General features: G+C 48.9%; 16 protein-coding genes. 6 read left to right on the top strand and 10 right to left on the bottom strand.

Annotation, left to right across the window (positions count from 1 at the left end; translation table 11 throughout):
* The first annotated feature begins 20 nt into the window (after positions 1–20).
* The 6 genes from UWK_RS01655 (at position 21) to katG (ending at position 7,372) form a co-directional block, all read left to right on the top strand.
* The gene (locus tag UWK_RS01655; protein ID WP_015402491.1) at positions 21–359 is read left to right on the top strand and encodes a P-II family nitrogen regulator; all 339 of its coding nucleotides are present in this window, start codon (positions 21–23) and stop codon (positions 357–359) included.
* Positions 360–814: 455 nt separating this feature from the next.
* A complete protein-coding gene (locus UWK_RS01650; protein ID WP_015402609.1) occupies positions 815–3,136 on the top strand; it encodes a PAS domain S-box protein in 2,322 nt (773 codons plus the stop codon).
* Positions 3,137–3,335: 199 nt separating this feature from the next.
* Positions 3,336–3,788, top strand: coding sequence for a Fur family transcriptional regulator (locus tag UWK_RS01645; RefSeq protein WP_015402608.1), 453 nt, complete (start codon positions 3,336–3,338; stop codon positions 3,786–3,788).
* 163 nt (positions 3,789–3,951) lie between these two features.
* Positions 3,952–4,527 carry a rubrerythrin gene (gene rbr, locus UWK_RS01640; RefSeq protein ID WP_015402607.1) on the top strand — a complete coding sequence of 192 codons (576 nt, stop codon included), beginning with the start codon at positions 3,952–3,954 and terminating at the stop codon, positions 4,525–4,527.
* A 57-nt stretch (positions 4,528–4,584) separates the two neighbouring features.
* Entirely contained in the window at positions 4,585–5,085 is a 501-nt protein-coding gene (locus UWK_RS01635) for a rubrerythrin family protein (RefSeq protein WP_015402606.1), read from the top strand.
* Positions 5,086–5,182: 97 nt separating this feature from the next.
* Positions 5,183–7,372, top strand: coding sequence for a catalase/peroxidase HPI (gene katG / locus UWK_RS01630; protein WP_015402605.1), 2,190 nt, complete (start codon positions 5,183–5,185; stop codon positions 7,370–7,372).
* Between the two features lie 132 nt (positions 7,373–7,504).
* Here katG and UWK_RS01625 read toward each other — a convergent pair whose 3' ends face one another.
* The 10 genes from UWK_RS01625 to UWK_RS01580 are packed head-to-tail and all read right to left on the bottom strand — an operon-like array spanning position 7,505 to position 20,455.
* Positions 7,505–8,710, bottom strand: coding sequence for an acetate/propionate family kinase (locus UWK_RS01625; protein WP_015402603.1), 1,206 nt, complete (start codon positions 8,708–8,710; stop codon positions 7,505–7,507).
* Between the two features lie 10 nt (positions 8,711–8,720).
* On the bottom strand, positions 8,721–10,151 hold the full coding sequence (gene pyk, locus UWK_RS01620) for a pyruvate kinase (RefSeq protein ID WP_015402602.1): 1,431 nt from the start codon (positions 10,149–10,151) through the stop codon (positions 8,721–8,723).
* Between the two features lie 19 nt (positions 10,152–10,170).
* Complete coding sequence (gene zwf / locus UWK_RS01615; RefSeq protein ID WP_015402601.1) at positions 10,171–11,634, bottom strand: glucose-6-phosphate dehydrogenase; 1,464 nt, start codon at positions 11,632–11,634, stop codon at positions 10,171–10,173.
* The gene (locus tag UWK_RS01610; RefSeq protein WP_015402600.1) at positions 11,631–14,168 is read right to left on the bottom strand and encodes a glycogen/starch/alpha-glucan phosphorylase; all 2,538 of its coding nucleotides are present in this window, start codon (positions 14,166–14,168) and stop codon (positions 11,631–11,633) included. Before UWK_RS01610 ends, zwf begins: the two co-directional genes overlap by 4 nt.
* A gap of 43 nt (positions 14,169–14,211) precedes the next feature.
* Entirely contained in the window at positions 14,212–15,060 is an 849-nt protein-coding gene (locus UWK_RS01605) for a D-hexose-6-phosphate mutarotase (RefSeq protein WP_015402599.1), read from the bottom strand.
* Positions 15,061–15,075: 15 nt separating this feature from the next.
* Positions 15,076–15,705: a bifunctional 4-hydroxy-2-oxoglutarate aldolase/2-dehydro-3-deoxy-phosphogluconate aldolase gene (locus UWK_RS01600; protein ID WP_041916535.1), complete on the bottom strand. Its 630-nt coding sequence runs from the start codon at positions 15,703–15,705 to the stop codon at positions 15,076–15,078.
* A gap of 54 nt (positions 15,706–15,759) precedes the next feature.
* Positions 15,760–17,589, bottom strand: a complete 1,830-nt coding sequence (gene edd / locus UWK_RS01595) for a phosphogluconate dehydratase (protein WP_015402597.1) — start codon at positions 17,587–17,589, stop codon at positions 15,760–15,762.
* A gap of 12 nt (positions 17,590–17,601) precedes the next feature.
* Positions 17,602–18,312, bottom strand: coding sequence for a 6-phosphogluconolactonase (gene pgl / locus UWK_RS01590; protein WP_015402596.1), 711 nt, complete (start codon positions 18,310–18,312; stop codon positions 17,602–17,604).
* Positions 18,309–20,057, bottom strand: a complete 1,749-nt coding sequence (locus tag UWK_RS01585; protein WP_015402595.1) for an aldehyde ferredoxin oxidoreductase N-terminal domain-containing protein — start codon at positions 20,055–20,057, stop codon at positions 18,309–18,311. Before UWK_RS01585 ends, pgl begins: the two co-directional genes overlap by 4 nt.
* Positions 20,054–20,455 (bottom strand): 4Fe-4S dicluster domain-containing protein, encoded by a 402-nt coding sequence (locus UWK_RS01580; protein ID WP_015402594.1) that lies wholly within the window; start codon positions 20,453–20,455, stop codon positions 20,054–20,056. The genes UWK_RS01585 and UWK_RS01580 overlap by 4 nt, the downstream gene beginning before the upstream one ends.
* Positions 20,456–20,466 lie beyond the last annotated feature (11 nt).

The raw sequence follows: 20,466 nt of genomic DNA, 5'->3' as shown, positions 1-20,466 counted from the left end.
TTTAATGACAGGAGAGTATCATGAAAAAAATAGAGGCAATCATCAAGCCATTCAAGCTTGAATCGGTAAAGGAGGCCCTGAATGAAATTGGTATCAGCGGCATGACCATCACCGAAGTTAAAGGATATGGTCGGCAGAAGGGCCATAAAGAGATGTATCGCGGAGCAGAATATGTGGTTGATTTCAACCCGAAGATTAAGATAGAACTGGTTGTTGCCGCCGATCTTGTCGAGAAGGTGATGGAGACGATCCGTGAGGCAGCCCTCAGTGGCAAGATAGGAGATGGAAAGATCTTTATCATTCCGGTGGAAGACGTACTGAGAGTACGAACCGGAGAGCGTGGGGCTGACGCCATTTAATTCAGAGTCATACTGTCCATTACTAAGCGAGGCTACCAAAAAGGTAGTCTCGCTTTTTTTTTGCCGCCTTATTCTATTTGCCAACCTAAGTGTCGATCATACACAGATTATTCCCTGAAGACGAAATTGTTCTGCAAAATACGTATTCTACCTATATGGATTTTCTTTGAGGCATGTTTTTATTACTACCAAATCGTTTTTTTTTTTTTTGAGAGGGGGGAAGAAATCGGGGCGTATGCGTAATAGATCCTGTTTTTTGGCTAAATTAGGTTTCCGGCGGATTTCTTTTTCTATTGCCCGTTCCTCATTATTGCTCATCTATCTGCGTTTCAATTTCATACTCAACATCTTTTGTGATATTGTTTTAGAAAACGGTTCTTAGTCTTATAAGGAATTAGGAATCAACACAGAGGACGATTGTATTGCCTTTGATAAAGCAAACGGAATAACCCTAAATGGAAAACCGACCTCCTTGTAAAGAGTTTAACCAAAAAGCTGGTAACGATTTTTATGATAATATCATTCAGACGACACTGGATGGTTTTTGGCTTGTGAGTACGTGCGGGAAGCTATTGGACGTTAATTCAACCTATTGCGGTATGAGTGGATACAGTAAGGCTGAACTGCTCAACATGAGTATCTCCGATATAGAGGCGCTTGAGACTGCTCATGAGACAGCGAATTCAATTAATAAAATACAAACAACGGGATCAGCTCGTTTTGAAACTGTGCACAGGAGAAAAGACGGTAGTACCTTTCAAGTAGAAATCAGCACAACCTTTCTAGCAACAGAAAACCAATTTGTTGCTTTTATACGGGATATTTCCGAGCGCAAGCAGGCAGAGGATGCGTTGCGAGTAAGTGAAGAAAACTACCGGATGCTCTTTGAAAGTGCAAATGACGCTATTTTTGTTTATCACACTTCCCCGGATGGGATGCCATCAAAATTTATCAAGATAAACCAGAAAGCATCAGAGATGCTTGGTTATAGCAGTGAGGAACTTCTAAGCTTTTCTCCCGATAATCTTGTTGTACCAGAGAAATTGTCTGTGATTCCTGGGATTGTAGAAGAAAAGAAAAAGAAGGGTGGAAATTGTATATTCGAAATCACCCTCATGTGTAAGGATGGCAGGCACCTTGAGGTAGAGATCAGCGACCACTCTTTTATGGTGAAGGGTACACCCTATACCCTATCAATTGTCAGGGATGTTACAGACCGAAAGAAAGTAGACGCAGCACTGAAATATAGTAAACTTCAGCTTGAAGCTGTTTTTAACAATCTCGATGCAGCAATTTATATTACCGATATTAACTCTGGTGAGATACTTTACACGAACGATTACATGACAAACGTTTGGGGAAAGGATCTGACAGGCCAAATTTGTTGGCAATCAATCCATAAAAACAAGACTGGCCCCTGTGAATTCTGCACAAATGATAAACTGATAGATGATGATGGGAATTCAACAGATCCTTATATATGGGAACTTTACAACTATAGAGTTAATAGATGGTATGAAGTGCACGATCAGGCGATTCCCTGGGCAAACGGAAAACTTGTGCGCTTGTCAGTTGCCATTGATATTACGGAGAGAAAAAACCAAGAGGACCAGAAGTTAGAAGCAAGTTTACAAAAGGAACAATTAAGGAAACTTCAAAGTCTTAAGACCATGGCGGGAGCAATTGCTCATCGTTTTAATAATGCCATGATGGTAGTACAGGGTAATCTGGAGCTTATGACTCTTACCTTACCCGCAGGCTCCAGTGAGTATGAGATGGCATCAAGTGCCGCAAAGGCAGCTAGTGGGGCATCTCAGGTTGGTTCTATGATGCTGAGTTACGTAGGACAACGACCGCTTAAACGCCAGGATATTCCTCTCGATATACTTGTCAGAGAAAGTGTTACTACATTACAAACACTCTTACATCCTTCGATTGCTCTACGGTTCACTCCTTCTGAAAAACGGCTCTACTGTTCCATGGATCAGCAGCAGATCAAAGAGGTAATAGAGAGCATATTAACCAATGGCATTGAAGCATTGGATGGTGGCGTAGGGACGATTCAGATATCATTTGGAACTGATTTTTTTACGACGGATCTGTTCCCTGTGGCGTTTCAAAATGACAGCATTAAAGATGGTGTTTATACATATTGCCAAATAAAAGATACGGGCCATGGGGTTGAGCCACGTGATTTGTCACGAATCTTTGAACCGTTTTTCACCACCAGATTTGTTGGAAGAGGACTTGGCCTCGCATTGACCGTAGGCGTTATGCAGTCACACCACGGAGCAATAACGATTGAGAGTGTTCGTGGGCAGGGAACAACTGTCAGGGTACTGCTACCTTCCGTTTCCCCAACTCAGAAAATGATACCCTCGGATGATTGCCAGAGTGAAGCGGTACAGTTATCTGGAAATATACTCATTGCCGATGATGAAGAGATGGTTCTTGATGTTGGAAGGCAAATGCTTGAACTGTTGGGGTTTACTGTTCATACAGCCATGGATGGTCAAGAGGCTGTAGAAAAAATCAGTAAAAATGATATTGATTTTTGTGCAATTGTACTCGACATTTCAATGCCCAAAACAGATGGTATTGAAGCCATGAATATAATTAGAGGAATCAACCCGACCTTGCCGATTTTGTTGAGCAGTGGATATTCTGAAGATGATTTACCATTTAATGAAGGTAAAGGAAACAAACCTGATGGTTTTCTGAGCAAGCCATTTCAGTTATTTAATATGGAAAGATGTCTTGAGAAATTGTTGTCTTGATATTGAATGAAATTGGGAAGTCGGCAGTGTTTATAGTGACTGATGCATAGTTGTCACCTGTCATGTCTGCCGTTCATTTAAAGTTCTTTGGTATCAGTAGTTGAGTCTTTCACCATTCAAACTTTCTTTAAATATTTCTTGACATGGTTCATGTCTCGATATAGTATCTTAGTTAAGAACAATTCTTAATGGCTGCTCAATGGAACGTCAGGGGTTTAATAATAAGAGTATTGACCGGATCAGAAGTATCTGTGAAGAGGCCGGTATTAAGCTCACACATCAACGCCTTGAAATATTTAAGGAGTTGATGAATGCTACGGATCACCCTTCAGCGGAGGATATACATGTTCGTCTACAGAAGAGGATACCGACTGTAGCTCTGGACACCGTCTATCGTACATTGGCCACTTTCGACGAATTAGGTATTACCAGAAAATTGCATCTTGCCAATAAGCGTAATCTTTTTGACGTCAATCTGACACAGCATCACCACTTTGTCTGTGATCGTTGTCGGAAGGTCGAGGATATATACTGGCCGGATTTTGACAAGGCCACCCTGCCTGAGACGGTTGTTGGTATTGGAAAGGTACGATCTCGTCATCTGGAACTGCACGGGCTCTGCAACACCTGTCTTGAGCAAAATAAGGAGTAATTTTTTTTTGCGCCTCCCGTAAGAACTGTTCTTACTTAGGTGTCTATAGATATTGGGGCGAATTGACTGAATAAATGTTGTTGCTCAAAACCAACACTGCACTTCTTTGGGTGTGAATTTATCGCAAGATTAAGAAACGCAGACAACAAAAGGAGGAAAACAGATGGGTTTATTGAAGAACAGCCAGACTGAAAAGAACATTCTCACCGCCTTCTGTGGTGAATCTCAGGCACGTAACCGCTATACCTACTTCGCCTCCAAGGCCAAGAAGGAAGGCTACGTCCAGATCTCCCATATTTTTGAGGAGACCGCTGACCAGGAAAAAGAACATGCCAAGCGCCTGTTCAAACTTCTGGAAGGGGGAGAGGTGGAAATATCAGGTTCTTTTCCGGCCGGGGTTATCGGGAGCACCATGGAGAATCTTGCAGAGGCGGCTGGCGGTGAGAACTATGAGCACACCGTTATGTACCCGGGCTTTGCAGCCACTGCGAGGGAAGAAGGTTTTGCAGAGATTGCGGTTATTTTTGAGGCCATTGCCGTGGCGGAGAAGCAACACGAAAAGCGTTACCGCGACCTGATGGAAAACATCAAAGCTGGCAAGGTCTTTCTGCGGGACGAGGATGTTACCTGGCGCTGTCGCAACTGCGGCTACCTGCACAGGGGGAACGAGGCCCCTGAGAAATGTCCGGCCTGTGATCACGGCCAGGCTCATTTTGAGCTACTTGGTGAAAACTGGTAACAACACAACTATCATAAAAAAATGATTAATCTTTTTTAAATTAAACGAGGTGGGATAATGGGATCGACAACTGAAAACCTTATGGAAGCCTTTGCCGGCGAAAGCCAGGCAAATATGAAATACAGAGCTTTTGCCGCGAAGGCCGAAAAAGAAGGGTTTGCTAATATTGCAAAGCTGTTTAGAACCACAGCAGAAGCAGAACGGATTCATGCAGAAGGCCACTTGAAGGCCTTGGAAAAGGTTGGATCAACTGCTGAAAATCTTAACGATGCGATAAGTGGTGAAACACATGAATTTACTGATATGTATCCACCAATGCTTGAGCAGGCAGAGAAAGAGGGACATAAAGCTAAACGCATGTTCAATTTTGCAGTAAAGGCAGAAGCCGTTCATGCCGAGCTCTACCAAAAGGCACTTGAGGCAGTAAAGAGTGGCAAGGATCTTGATGAGGTCAATTTTTATCTCTGTCCAGTCTGTGGCTATATAGAGTTTGGTCAGCCTCCCGAGAACTGCCCGGTATGTAGAGCAAAAAAAACTGTTTTCGTACAAATTCAATAGAGAATGTACTGAGACTGCACAGCTGAAAGGGAACAGCGCTGTGGTCAGTGTTGTTCCCTCCTAAACTATCCAAACCTTCAAGCTAAGGGGGACTGTAATGACTGAACAAAGTAAGTGCCCGGTAACGGGCAAATCTGCAAAACCAACGGGTACCAGTGGGACATCAAACAAGGACTGGTGGCCAAAGCAGTTAAATCTTAACATTCTACGCCAGCACTCCAACAGGTCCAATCCCATGGGGGAGGAGTTTAATTATGCTGAGGAATTCAAGAAACTCGATCTTGCTGCCGTTAAAAAGGATCTCTACACATTAATGACCGACTCGCAGGACTGGTGGCCAGCCGACTGGGGCCACTACGGTGGACTCTTTATCCGAATGGCCTGGCACAGCGCCGGTACCTACCGAATGGGTGATGGCCGCGGTGGTGCGGGCACCGGTAATCAACGTCTTGCGCCACTCAACAGTTGGCCGGACAATGTCAATCTCGATAAGGCACGCCGGCTGCTCTGGCCAATCAAAAAGAAATACGGCAATAAGATATCCTGGGCTGATCTCATAATCCTCACCGGGAACTGTGCCCTTGAATCAATGGGCTTCAAGACCTTTGGTTTTGCAGGTGGACGCGAGGATGTATATGAGCCGGAAGAGGACATCTACTGGGGCAGCGAGGATACCTGGCTCGGGGACCAGCGCTACTCCGGTGAACGGGATCTTGAGAACCCGCTTGCCGCAGTCCAGATGGGCCTTATCTATGTGAACCCGGAGGGGCCCAACGGTGAACCGAATGCGGTTGCTTCTGGTCAGGATGTTCGCGAGACCTTTGCCCGCATGGCCATGAACGACGAGGAAACGGTTGCCCTGGTAGCCGGCGGCCATACCTTCGGCAAATGTCACGGTGCCGGCGATGCCGCCCTTGTCGGTCCTGAGCCCGAAGGTGCGCCCATCGAGCAACAGGGATTCGGCTGGAAATCCAGCTACGGCAGCGGCCGGGGAGGTGACACCATCAGCAGCGGCATTGAGGGTGCCTGGACATCGAACCCAACCCAGTGGGATATGGGGTATTTTGATCTCCTGTTCGGCTATGACTGGAACCTTGTGAAAAGCCCCGCTGGTGCTTACCAATGGGTTCCGGTGAATCCGGATGAAAAAGATCTTGCCCCTGCTGCTCACGATCCGTCAAAAAAGGTGACAACCATCATGACTACTGCGGATCTCTCGCTGCGGATGGATCCGACCTATGCGCCCATTGCGAAACGGTTCCATAAAAATCCTGAGGAGTTCGCGGATGCCTTTGCCCGGGCATGGTTTAAGCTGACCCATCGCGACATGGGACCTCGCTCACGATATCTCGGTCCGGAGGTTCCTGAAGAGGAACTGATCTGGCAGGATCCGGTACCCGCTCTTGATCATGAATTGATTGATGCGCAGGATATAGCCGACCTCAAAGCAAAAATCCTTGCATCAAACCTTCCTGTCTCCCAACTGGTTTTCACCGCCTGGGCATCGGCATCCACCTTCCGTGGTTCCGACATGCGTGGCGGAGCAAACGGTGCGCGTATTCGACTTGCGCCGCAGAAAGGTTGGGAAGTCAACCAGCCTGAACAACTTGCGACCGTGCTTCAGATTCTTGAAAGAATCCAGGAGGAGTTCAACGGTGCCCAGTCTGACGGCAAGAAGGTGTCAATTGCCGATTTAATCGTTCTGGGTGGATGTGCTGGTGTTGAGCAGGCTGCAAAGAAAGGAGGTCAGGACGTGACCGTTCCCTTCACGCCAGGGCGTACAGATGCCTCGCAGGAGCAAACCGACGTTGTGTCATTTCATGTGCTTGAACCAAAGGCAGACGGGTTCCGAAACTACCAGAAGGCTAAATATGCTGTAACAGCAGAGGAGATGCTGGTTGACCGTGCACAGCTGCTGACTCTGACCCCTTCAGAAATGACGGTTCTCCTTGGTGGCATGCGGGTCTTAAATGCCAACTTCGGACAGTCTCAGCATGGTGTTTTTACCAAACGGCCAGAGACGCTCACCAATGACTACTTCGTCAATCTGCTCGACATGGGCACGACCTGGAAGGCAAGCTCGGAAGACCAGGACGTGTTCGAGGGACGTGATCGCAAGAGCGGTGACCTTAAGTGGACCGGTACTCGTGTCGATCTTATCTTCGGTTCGAATTCAGAGCTCCGGGCCTTGGCCGAAGTATATGGGAGTGATGATGAGAAATTTCTACGCGACTTTGTAACAGTGTGGAACAAAGTCATGAATCTTGACCGTTTCGATCTCGCTTGATTGCAGCATAGGCGTCTTTGAGGTCAATGATCATTACTAGCCGGTTCAGCGGATGGCGTGCTGCCTCCGTTGAACCGGTGTGGGGTAAGATAGACCTATCAACCAGCATTACTCAGGTCACTCGTGGGCTGCTTATGAAGAAGTAATAACCCCCAAGGTCTGGCTGGCGATCTCATGTTCTTCATCGGTGGGGATGACCAGAATGTTGATCAGGCTGTCAGCGCTGTGGATTTCCAAGATCTCCTTTTGGCGGATAGTGTTTTTCTTCCTGTCAAGAGAGATACCCAGTCGTTCCAACCCCTGACAACTCAATTCACGAACAATTGCCGAATTTTCTCCGATTCCCCCGGTGAACACGATACAGTCCGCCCCGCCAAGAGCCGCCATATAGGCACCGATATATTTCTTCAAGCGGTAGCAGAAAATGCCAAGAGCAAGTCTGGCCTGACGGTCTCCCTGTTCCGCAGCAACACTGATACTACGCATGTCGTTTTCACCGCAAATGCCCTTCAAACCACTCTCCTTGTTGAGCAGGGCGTCAAGTTCGTCCATGCCCATATGTATTTCCCGGTTGAGATAGAAGAGGATGGCCGGATCAAGATCACCACTGCGGGTCCCCATGACCAGCCCTTCAAGCGGTGTCATCCCCATGGAGGTGTCAATGCATTCTCCACCCCTGATGGCTGCGGCACTGGCTCCGTTTCCCAGATGAAGAGTAACAATGTGCAAATCCTCAATGTGTCGTTTGAGATGGCCTGCGGCCTGTCGTGCCACATATCCATGGGAGGTACCGTGAAAACCGTAACGTCGAACTTTTTGTTTCTCGTATAAACTGTAGGGAAGGGCGTAAAGGTAGGCATGCTCGGGTATGGATTGATGGAAGGCTGTATCAAAGACAGCAACCTGGGGAGTTTTTGGCGCATGCTCCATGGTTACCCTGATTCCGGTAAGATTAGCTGGATTATGGAGAGGGGCAAGAGGAATCAGCTCTTCGATGGCTGCAATGACGTGAGCGTCAATACGGACTGGTAGATGGAAGGATTCTCCGCCATGGACAACCCGGTGTCCAATTCCTGCCAGCTCTCCTGTGCTAACAAGCGTCCCGCTTTCCTCCAGCATCTCGTACATTACCTGGATGGCATCACGGTGATCAGCTATTGAATGTTTTCGGCTGAAATTTTTTTTCAGGCCCGAGGAATCATTAAAAGTGAGTTCGGCCCCGCTCTGGGTGTCGCCGATCTGTTCCACCAGCCCAGAGGCCAGCACGGAAAGATCTTCCTTCAAGAAAAGCTGGAATTTGAGAGAGGAAGAACCGGAATTTAATACCAGTATTTTCATGGTTGCACGCTTACAGTTCGATGATTTCCATTTTATGGTTAATGTCCGGATGGTCCGGTGAGGGACCCTCGGCTTTAACCATGCAGTTTCCCTCTAACCCGAATGTTTTTATATAGTTTCTGGCGGTGTTAGTCCAGTTTTCCGGTCGTTTCTTTTCCAGTATTGGATGTACTCCATAGGAGAACATCAGGTCTCGGCAGGTCTTGACCGATGTGGATACTGCCAGAATCCAGACCGGCAGACGAAAACGAGTCAGGGCTCTGGCCATATGGCCACTATGTGTTGGGGCAAGTACAGCCGCCAGAGAATCGATCCGGGAAAAGATATTTTCAATGGAGATAGCTATCATGTCAACGGTACTGGCTGTGTATCCTGTAGCCTGTGGTTTTAATGTGAATTCAAAGTGGTTATGCAGCAATCTGTGTGGTTCCGTGACTCTTGCAATTTTGGCAAGCATCTGCACGGCCTCCAGGGGGTAGTCGCCCATGGCAGATTCCTCAGAGAGCATAACACAGTCGGTACCATCAAGGATCGCATTGGCGACATCGGTGGATTCAGCGCGGGTGGGTCTCCGGTTCCCGGTCATGGATTCGAGCATCTGGGTTGCGGTGATTACCGGGATGCCAAACAGGTTGGCCCTGGCTGTGATTGTCTTCTGGGCCACTGCAATCTCTTCAATGGGTATTTCCACACCAAGGTCGCCTCTGGCCACCATGACTCCGTCTGTAACTTCAAGGATTCCATCGATGTTTTCCCAGACGCTGGCCCGTTCTATTTTGGAAACGATAAAGGGATCAAAACCCATTTCAGCGGCGGCTTTACGCACATCCAGTACATCCTGAGCCGTGTTTACAAAGGACTGACCAATAGCATCCACGCCATGTTCCAGGGCAAACTGCATGCACTCGCGGTCGTGGGCGGTGAAGGCACTGGTGCCAAGGTCAATTCCCGGGATATTCAGGCCCTTTCGCGGCCAGAGTTTACCGCCGACAATTACGGTGCAGTGGATATCTTCACCTTGAACTTTCTGAACCCGTAATTCAATCAATCCGTCATTAAGAAAAAGGGTATCTCCTTTTCTTACCACAGCTGGCAGCTCCTTCATGGTCATTGCGACCCGTTCTGCAGTTCCGATAACTTCTTCTGCAGTCAGGATAAAGGAGGCATCTTTTTCAAGGGTGACGAATTCTTCAGCCAGATCAAGGATGCGCATCTTGGGACCGGGCAGATCGGCCAGGATGGCAACTCGTTTCCCTGTTTTTTCGGAGGCGGTCCTGATTCTTTGTATGATTTCGCCATGGCTGGCAAAATCGCCATGGGAAAAATTGAGCCTGGCCACATTCATCCCGGCTTCAAGCATTTTTTCGAGCATCCGAGGAGAATCGGAGGCAGGGCCTATGGTGCAGACCAGTTTGGTTTTATTGTTTGCTAACATGTGCATATGGTATGTGTGTCCCTTGTTATTCTTCCCATTCCCGTCCATCACGAGCCAGCAGGGCAACCGAGGCAACAGGCCCCCATGTACCCGCAGGATACCGTTTGGGCGGTTCGCTGGATTGTGCCCAGGCGTTCTGGATGGTATCTATCCATTGCCAGGAGCGTTCAACCTCATCCCTGCGGATAAAGAGTGATTGGTTGCCTATCATGGTTTCAAGAATGAGCCGTTCGTAGGCATCAGCCACGCGTTCACCGCTGAAGGCATCTGAAAAACTCAGATCCAGTACGGTCTTCTGCAGTTTGATACCTTTCCCAATCCCAGGAACCTTATTCATCATTTCGATTTCAACTCCCTCGTCGGGCTGGAGACGAATAACGAGCTTGTTGCGGGGAAGTTTCTTGTAACTGTCCTTGAAAATATTGTGTGGAAGCCGTTTGAAATAGATGACCACCTCTGAGCGTTTGGTGGTTAAGCGTTTACCGGTGCGAAGATAGAAGGGGACATCGGCCCAGCGCCAGTTGTCGATATCTACCCGGAGGGCGACAAAACTCTCGGTGGTCGAATTGGGATTACCTCCCTGCTCTTCAAGATAGCCGGGAACAGCCTGTCCCTTGATAAATCCTGCTGAATACTGGCCGCGGACGGTTTTTTCTTCGACGGTATCGGCGGTTATGGGACGCAGTGCCTTGAGTACCTTCAGTTTTTCATTGCGGATAGAATCGCCATCCATGTTGACCGGTGGTTCCATGGCCACCAGGGTCAGGATCTGCATCAGATGGTTTTGTACCATGTCCCGTGTTTGCCCGGACTCATCAAAATAGCCCCAGCGCCCTTCTATTCCCACTTCCTCAGCCACGGTAATCTGGACATGATCAATGGTGTTGTGATCCCAGTTGGTGGTGAAGATGGAGTTGGCAAAACGAAGTGCCAGAAGGTTCATTACCGTTTCCTTGCCGAGGTAATGGTCGATGCGGTAGACCTGATTTTCGGTGAACACTTTTGCTACGGTATCGTTAATCTCCTGTGATGAGGCAAGATCACGGCCGATGGGTTTTTCAAGAACCACCCGGGTTTCAGGAGTGACAATCCCAGCATGGTCAAGACCTTTGCAGATATCATCAAAGAGGGAAGGGGCCACTGAAAAGTAGTTTACCAGTACCCGTTTTTCCTGGTCAATGACCTCTTCCAGTTGTTTGTATTCTTCAGGGACATCCAGATTGATCAGTACATAGTGGAGCCTTCCCAGTAAGCGTTTCATTACTTTTGGGTCAAGTCCTTTCTTAACGAATGTTTCCAGGCTATTCTGCATCTTAGCCGCGAAATCTTCCTGGCTCAGTTCATGACGGGCCACCCCGATAATGCGGGTGTTCTCGTCCAGTAAACCCGCCTTGTCGAGCTGATACAGTGATGGAATCAGTTTGCGTCGTGAAAGATCTCCAAGCACACCAAAAATAGTAAAATCACATGCTTTCTTTTCCATACTCATGGCTGGGCTTCCTTTTTATTGTTTGTCGGGGGAGTAAAGAGGACTCCGTCCTTGGGGAGTCGTTCCCACTTCAGTTCAACGGGAAAAGCTTTGACGTCCCATATCTTTCTGCTGTAATCCATAATTGAGCGGTCTGAAGAGAACTTACCCATTCGTGCTGTATTCAGGATCGACATCCTGGTCCAGCAATCCCTGTCCTGATAGGTTTGGCCAACTCTCTCCTGGCAGTTGATGTAGTCCTTATAGTCAGCAAAAAGTGTATACTTATCTTCATGCAGCAGTGAGTCGACAAGAGGACGGAACAATTCCTGATCACCGCCTGAAAAATGGCCCGATGCAATCAGGTCAATGACCTGTTTCAATTCGTCATTACTGTTGTAATAGTCCATTGGGGAATATCCCGAGGCCTGAAGACTCATGACCTCATCCACATTGAGTCCGAAAAGGAAAAAGTTTTCTGCTCCCACCTCTTCACGAATCTCTACATTGGCTCCATCCAGGGTGCCGATGGTGAGAGCGCCATTCATGGAGAATTTCATGTTGCCGGTCCCCGAGGCTTCCATTCCAGCCTGGGAAATCTGTTCGGAAAGGTCGGTCATGGGGTAGACGATATGGCCAATCTTGACATTGTAGTTGGGAATAAAAAATATTTTAATCCGGCCATGGATGTCGGGGTCATTATTTATGATCTGGGCCACCGAGGTGATCAGTTTGATCATTCGTTTGGCCATAAAGTAACCGGGGGCAGCCTTTCCACCAAAGACAAAGAGACGGGGCGGGACGTCTATGGCCGGATTGGCCTTGATCCGGTTATAGAGGGTGATGATGTGGAGTACATTCAAATGCTGTCGTTTGTACTCGTGAATTCGTTTAACCTGGACATCAAACATCGCCTCCGGATCGATTTGCAGATGTTCTTTTTTCAGGATTAGGTTGGCTACGTCCTGCTTGTTCTCTTTTTTGACTTTATACCAGGCATCCCGGAATGAGGTATCATCTGCCAGTTTTTCCAGGTCTCTCAATTTGTCGAGCCGGGTGATCCACTGTTCCCCAATAGCGTCGCATATAAGTTTGGTTAAACGGGGGTTGCTTACAGCAATCCAGCGTCTGGGGGTTACACCGTTGGTGACATTACGAATTTTACCGGGATACATGGTATTCCAGTCGGCCAGGGTATGTCTGCGCAGCAGATCCGTGTGCATGGCAGCCACCCCGTTAATGGCCTTGGAGCCTATACAGGCAAGGTTGGCCATTCGCACATATCTGGGGCCGGATTCATCGATAATGGACATCCGGCTCAGACGGTCAGCATCACCTGGAAATTTAATCCGAACCTCATCCAGAAAGCGGTTGTTGATTTCATAGATAATTTCAAGATGGCGGGGCAGAAGATCTTCGAAGAGCTCAATCTGCCATTTTTCCATGGCCTCGGGCAGCAGGGTATGGTTGGTGTAACAGAGTGTCTTTTTGGTGATTTCCCAGGCCTTATCCCATTCGTAAAGATGGACATCCATCAGGAGACGCATTAACTCCGGTACTGCTACGGATGGATGGGTATCGTTGAGCTGAGCTGCAAAATCATCGTAGAGATCATCCAGGGATTCATTGCTATGGAGATGAATGCGAATCATATCTTGAAGAGAGCAGGAAACAAAAAAGAACTGCTGCTCCAGGCGCAGTTTCTTGCCCTGAAACTGCTCGTCATTGGGGTAAAGTACCTTGGTGATGGTTTCGGCCATTATTTTATCTTTGACTGCTCCATAGTAATCACCGGTGTTAAAGTCTGCAAAATCGAAGGATGTGGGCGCTTCAGCACTCCATAGGCGCAGTACGTTGACATTGTTGACCTTGTAACCTGGGATAGGGGTGTCGTAGGGAACCCCGGTGATGACCCGGGCAGGAATCCAGCGTGTTCGTCGGTTGCCGTGTTCTCCGTGGTATATTTCTGTATGTCCACCGAATCCAACGTCACAGGCCATATCGGCCTTTTTGATCTCCCAGGGATTACCCGGGTGGAGCCAGCAATCGCTGAGTTCTTTTTGCCAGCCATCGGCGATTTCCTGGTCAAACATGCCGTACTCGTAACGGATACCGTAACCGATTGCCGGAATCTGCTGGGAGGCGAGTGAGTCCAGATAGCAGGCGGCAAGTCTTCCCAGGCCACCGTTACCGAGTCCTGGTTCCTCTTCAAGGTCGATAAGTTCCTTGAGGTTCAAGCCTGTTTCCCGGGTTGCCTGTTCAAACTCTTCATAAAGCCCAAGATTGACCAAGTTGTTATGCAGGTGTGGACCTGTGAGAAATTCGGCGGAGAGATAGCAGACTATCTTGGAGTCTTTTTCCAGCAGTGCCTGTACCGAATTGACAAAGAGATGCTGCATCCGGTCTCTTAGGGTGTGGGCCACCGCAAGGTAGTAATCATTAAGGCTTGCAGTTTTTTGGGTAACTCCCTGTCGGTAGAAAATGTTATAGGCGAAACCGCGTTTGAGTTTTTGTATACGTTCTTTTCGGGAATCTTCTTTTTGTTTTAGATCCATCCTGTCTCCTTGAGAGTGTAATATTCTCTTTTCTGAAAAAAATTCATACAGATTCTGTCAAAGATACCTTCAGACAATGTTCTTCACCGGATGCAATAGTTCGTGCGTCCTGTTTGGCATTTGCCGTTTCGATACAAAGCATGGTTTGATAGGAATCGTCCTCCATATCGGACATGCTTTTTGACTTGTCGCTCCATGGGTTCCATATAACAGTGGATGAAGATCCCTCTGAGCGTATCTGAACAGTTCTGGTACCGTCGAGAAGCAGTGCTGTGTTCGCACTTTTCCGATACACTCTGTCAACTTCTTTATCAATATGAATGCTGCCCCGTTGGATCAGTGTCTGGTTGGTCAGAAGATCCAGGTATTCAGTCTCATCCATTCCCTGAACAGACACCTTGCCAATATCGTCGATGGCAAAGTAACTGTGGAGAGCTGAAGTGATTGTAAACGGTTTTGTGTCGGAGTTTTTGGTCGTAAGGGCAAGGGTGAGTGCTGGGCCGACGGTTATTTTTAGTAAAAGTTGGAATCGATAGGGCCAGATGCTGAGTGTTTCGGCTGAGCTCTGCAGCTGCAGCAGGAGTTCGGTGCTGTTTTCGTCGGGTTCCTGGGAATCGATGAGTTCAAAGAGGGATGTCCGTGCCAAACCGTGTTGCGGCAGGGACGAATCGGTGGGGTGTTGTCCAAACCATGGCCAGCAGACCGGAATGCCGCCCCGGATCGCTTTTCCCTTTTCAAAAGGACTTTTTCCGCTGAGCCAGATCAGAGGTTTTCTGTGGAGCTGCTGGTAATGAAAGAGGTGGCCACCCTGCAGAGCCACTCTGGCGTTGGCGCTTGCGTTCTGGATTTCAATATAGTCAAAACTGCCCGGAGTATTTTTGTTTGTGATCATTTAAATCCTGTTCTCTCAGGCCAGAGCCTTACGGGCAAGATCTGTTATCTTCTGCCACGCGCCCTGTTTCATAGCATCTCCTGGTGCCAGCCATGATCCACCGACACAGGCGACGTTTCCAAGACCGAGGTACTTTTTGTAATTCTCGGGAGAGATGCCGCCGGTGGGGCAGAAGGTCGCCTGTGGAAAAGGAGCTCCAATGGCTTTGATCATCTGTATTCCTCCGGCTGCTTCTGCCGGAAAGAACTTGAATTCTCTGAGGCCGTACTCCATGCCCAGCATCAGTTCGGATGCTGTTGATATCCCAGGAATCAGTGCGATGGGTCCATTGATTGCAGCGCTGAGGAGGGCAGGGGTCAGTCCCGGACTGATGGCGAAAACTCCACCGGCGGCAGCAACTGCGTCTAAGTCATCCTCTGTGGCTACTGTTCCGGCACCGACAATGGCATCCGGCACTTCTTCACTGATCATTCTGATCGCCTCAATGGCAACAGGAGTGCGCAGAGTGACTTCCAGTACTTTGATGCCGCCTGCGACAAGAGCCTTTGCAAGGGGGACGGCATGGTCGAGATCGTGAATCACAATTACCGGCACCACGGGACCGGTTTTGAGGATGTCGAGAGCAGAGCGTTTCCAGTTGTTTATGTTGTTCATATGAATACCCCGGTGTTCGGTTTGAGGTGGTTGTTGCTCTTCTGGTTAGTTTTCGTCCCTATACGTGAAGATGGAACTTGCTCCCTCTTCGGCCCCGAGCAGATTCTTTCGCAGCGGAGCAAAAACCTGCCTCCCGAGTCCGTAACGGGTGGCATCCAGATTGTGAACGAAGGCCTGACGTTTCCCCAGCTCCTCCTCATTGACTTTCAGTTCCAAGATGGAGTTGTGAGCATCCATGCAGATGATATCTCCATCCTGGACCTTGTTCAGCAGTCCACCTGTTACCGCCTCAGGAGTGCAGTGGATGGCAAAAGGAACCTTGCCGGAAGCACCGGAAAGACGGCCATCCGTTACCAGTCCGACTTTGTAGCCCCTATCCATGGTGATAGAAAGGTGGGTTATCAGTTTATGGAGTTCCGGCATGCCGTTGGCACGAGGCCCTTGAAACCGAACTACCGCGACCATATCTCTGTTGAGTCTGTCAGCCTTAAAGGCATCTTCAAGCTCCTGCTGGGAGTTGAAGACCATGGCGGGTGCCTCAACGAAGGTTTTTTCACCATCGGCAAGGGCCGATATCTTCATGATCGCCCGGCCAAGGTTACCGGAGAGGACTTTGATTCCGCCAAGTAATTCAAAGGGTTTGTTTACCGTTGCGATGACAGTGCTGTCTCCTGCCTGTTCGGGCCCCTTTCGCCACACCGTCCGGCCATTTTCTAGCAGAGGTGCCTCGGTGTATTGTGCAAAGCCCTTTCCTGCTACGGTTTGTACGTCTTCGTGGAGAAGTCCACCCTTGAGTAACTCTCGAATAAGAAGGGCCATACCTCCAGCCCGTTGGAAGGAGTTGATATCACCTGAACCGTTGGGATAGATACGTACCAGAAGAGGGGTGATATCCGAAATTTCCGCAAAATCATTCCAGTCAATGCGTATTCCGGCGGCGCGGGCAATGGCCACCAGGTGCATGGTCTCGTTGGTGGAGCCGCCCGTGGCCATAAGTCCGACAATGGCGTTCACGATTGCCTTTTCACTGATCACATGGGCAAGAGGCGTGTAGTTTCTGCCCAGGTGGGTAAGTGATGTGATACGTTCGGCTGCGGATCGGGTGAGGGCCTCCCTGAGTTTTGTCCCGGCATTTACAAAAGAACTGCCGGGGAGATGCATACCCAGCATTTCCGCCATGAGCTGGTTGGAGTTAGCCGTTCCGTAGAAGGTACAGGTTCCGGGGCTGTGATAGGCTTTCACTTCCGATGCGAGAAGTTCAGCGTGACCGACCTCACCCTTTGCGTATGCCTCCCTGACCGTGTTTTTGTCTTTGTTGGCAATCCCTGAGGTCATTGGCCCTGCAGGGATAAGAATCATGGGCAGGTGGCCAAACTGCAGCCCCCCCATAAGGAGTCCTGGCAGGATTTTATCGCATACACCAAGGAGGATGGCCCCGTCAAAGACATTGTGTGACAGGCCGATAACAGTTGACATGGCGATGACGTCACGGCTCATAAGGCTCATATCCATTCCTGCCTCACCCTGGGTGACACCATCGCACATGGCGGGAACACCACCTGCAAACTGGGCATTACCGCCGGCTTTGGCAACGGATTCCTTGATAATCTCGGGATATTTGCCATATGGTTGATGGGCTGAGACCATATCGGTATAGGCGGAGATGATCGCAATGTTGGGAACACTGGCATCGAGCAGAGAGCTGCGACAGGTTCCGACACATCCGGCGAGATCGTGGGCCAGATTGGGACAGGGCAGGCTGTTACGAAAAACTCCGTCACCCTTTGCCTCGTCGATACGCTGGAGGTAGCTTTGACGATGTGGTTTACTCCGTTCTATAATGCGATTTGTAACCTGTTCAACAACTCTATGCATAGTATTTCTCCATTAGTTTGCCCAGTAGACGTTGAAATTTGTTTTTTGTGTCTGTTGCTGCAGGATAAAACGGATTGGCATTTCTTCTGAAGGGCCATCACCAAGCGCCTGCTCCAGGACATCTTTCTTGTTCTGTCCTGTGATATGGAGAAAAATCTGTTTTGCGTTAAGAATTGCGGGAAGGGTCAGGGTCATTCGTTCGTGGGGTGCCGTAACCGGAGTAATAGCCATACAGATTTTTCCTGAATTCATATCGGTGGCTTGGGGGAGCCTGGCAGCTCCGGGGAAAAGAGAGGCAGTGTGGCCATCATTTCCAAGGCCCAGTATTAATACGTCAATGGGATGGTGGGTGTTCTGTAATCGCTCTGCGCACAGAGCCTCTCCATCTTGTGCCGTTGCTGCAGTGTTCCACATGCCGGTAAAGCTCGCAGTTGCGGCCCTGTTTTGCAGGAGGTGGCTGCGTACCAGATGTTCGTTGGAATCCTGGTTGTCGGGTGGAACCCAGCGTTCATCGACAAGGGTGATGTCAACAGTATGCCACGGAATATCACTGTTTGAGAGACTCTTGAAGAGCTGGACTGGAGTGGAACCACCGGATACGGCAAGGCCTGCCCGGCCATTTTTTTTTATTCCGGCATTGAGCAGAGCAGCGATTTTAAGCGTAAGGTCTGTGATCAGGCTATCTTTGTCCGAAAATGAATGAAGGTTTATTGAATGATTCATAGCGTCGTAACTCCTGCAAGCTTGATTATGGCTTTTCCGTACTCGCTCTTTAGGGTGTTGAGATAGAGTGGGTCAATGGGGCCTTTCCAGGTCTTAATCTTAAAGAAACGTTTTGGAATAGTGATATTTTCAGGAGAAAATCCCGTGGCAATCCTTGTTTGCCAGCGAATTTTCTGGATATGAGCTCCTGCTGTGTCAATGGTTGCAGCAAGTTCCGGATAGCCGACGGAATTAAGACAGTCCGCAAGCAGCGCATCTTTATATACTCCCCTTGCAAAGAGGCAGGAAACCATGGATGTCATGAAGGCACGTCCAGCCTCATCCTTTATCAGAAAATCTATCACGCCTGCAACATCCTGGTCTGAGTGTTTCTGGTCGTAGGAGTAGCCTCCGCTGTCAAGATGGGAGTGCCTGAAACCAAGGGATTGGGCGGCAAAGAAGACCTCTCCGGTGGCATAGCCTGCCATCTCCTGGCCGAGCACACAGGCAAAGTCAGCACCGCCATATTCCGCTGCGGCCTTGAGGCTTCCCTGGCCAAGGAGCCTGTAAAAGTGATTGCTGCCATTTCCAAGAAGCACTGTCGCCTGCTGGTAGGCTTTGGCATCTCCGAAGGAAAGTTTCACCTCTGTTTCTTTTTCGGAAATATGCTCTTTTTCAGTGGCCTCCGTGGCCCAGGCCAGGGCAACACCACCCGACATGGCATCAAGTCCTGCCTTTTCCATTTCATCAAGGATGTTGAGAACGGAACGAGTACTGGTTACTCCCAGCATGGTGCCAAGTGAGAAAATCATCTCGTAATCATAGGCAACCTGTTTGAACGTGTAGCGATGGTTGGCATCAAACATTTCCCGGACATAGCCGACGTGGATGCAACCGACCGGGCATCCGGAACAGGCGGAGTTGCGGAGCAGATTGTCAGTGGCAAAACGCTCACCGTTAATTTGCTCGATTGCAGGATCGCTTGTGGCCTGGAGGTTGCGCCAGGGCAGGGATTCAATGTCGTTGAGGCCCTGCAGATTGGCAGGAGTACCAAGGTTGTGATATTTTTTCATCATATCGGTGGCTGTAATCTGTCTGTAGACCTCAGTAAAGAGTTTTGGGTATTCTTTGGATTCGGGCTGGGGGAAAACAGCATCACCATAAATGATAATACCCTTAAGGTTTTTGGCACCAAGGGCTGCCCCTCCACCAAGTCTGCCGAAATGGCGGTAGGTGTCCACATTGATGTTTGCCATGGCGACACCGTTTTCACCGGCCGGGCCAATGCGCATAATAGTGCGGTGTCCTGATCCTGGTGACATTCCTCGCAAAAGCTTCCCGGTCTCGTCCACACTCATGCCTTTCATAAAGGAGACATCTTGTATGTCAAGTGAGCGTGAACTCACGGTGAGTGAGCAGAGTCGTTCTGATTTTCCCACAATTACCAGTGCGTCAAGGTTGGCAAAACAGAGTGACAGTGCAGAACGACCTCCCGCATGGCTTTCTGTATACTGATCATGATAAGGAGATTTAAAGCTGCAAACGGTCTTGCTCATCAGTGGGAAATATCCGGTGAGCGGGCCGATTGCAAAAATAACAGGCTGTTCGGGATCGTTCCAGAGGCGATCAACATGGCCATATTTATTAAAGAGAAGAGCGGCAAGTCCACTGCCTCCCGCTTCCGTGTTACGACCGTCAAGTCGGACAATCTGTCCTTTGCCGGATCTAAGATTGACAACAAGAACTCTGAAATGGTCACGAATCATGCTGTTTCCTCCATTCCAAGGCAGTTGTGAGGACAGAATTCCACACAGCGACCACAGTGGATACAGACATAAACGGCTCCGTTGTGATCCTGAAAAACAGCATCAACGGGACAAGCACTGACGCATTCGCCACAGTTGATGCAGAGCTTTTTTTTCACGAGAACTCCTCCTCCCTTTCTCTGTAAAAAAGCCCCTGTGGGGCATGCATCTGCACAAGGAGCAGGATCACAGGACAAGCAGTGACTGGCTTTGAATCCTGTGGTGAGTCCTCCGGAGGATTGTATGCGAATCCCCGCAGTGTCCCAGGAAATCTGTTTGTGGACCAGTCGTGCGCAGGCCAGGGAACAGGAGTGACAACCAATACAGCGGTCAATTCTTGGGGTGGTGAGTTTTTTCATGTTTTTTTGTA

Origin of the sequence: Desulfocapsa sulfexigens DSM 10523, from assembly GCF_000341395.1 — a bacterium.
GTDB lineage: Bacteria > Desulfobacterota > Desulfobulbia > Desulfobulbales > Desulfocapsaceae > Desulfocapsa > Desulfocapsa sulfexigens.
Note: the sequence above shows the minus strand (reverse complement) of the source record. Positions and strands in the feature narration are given on the sequence as shown.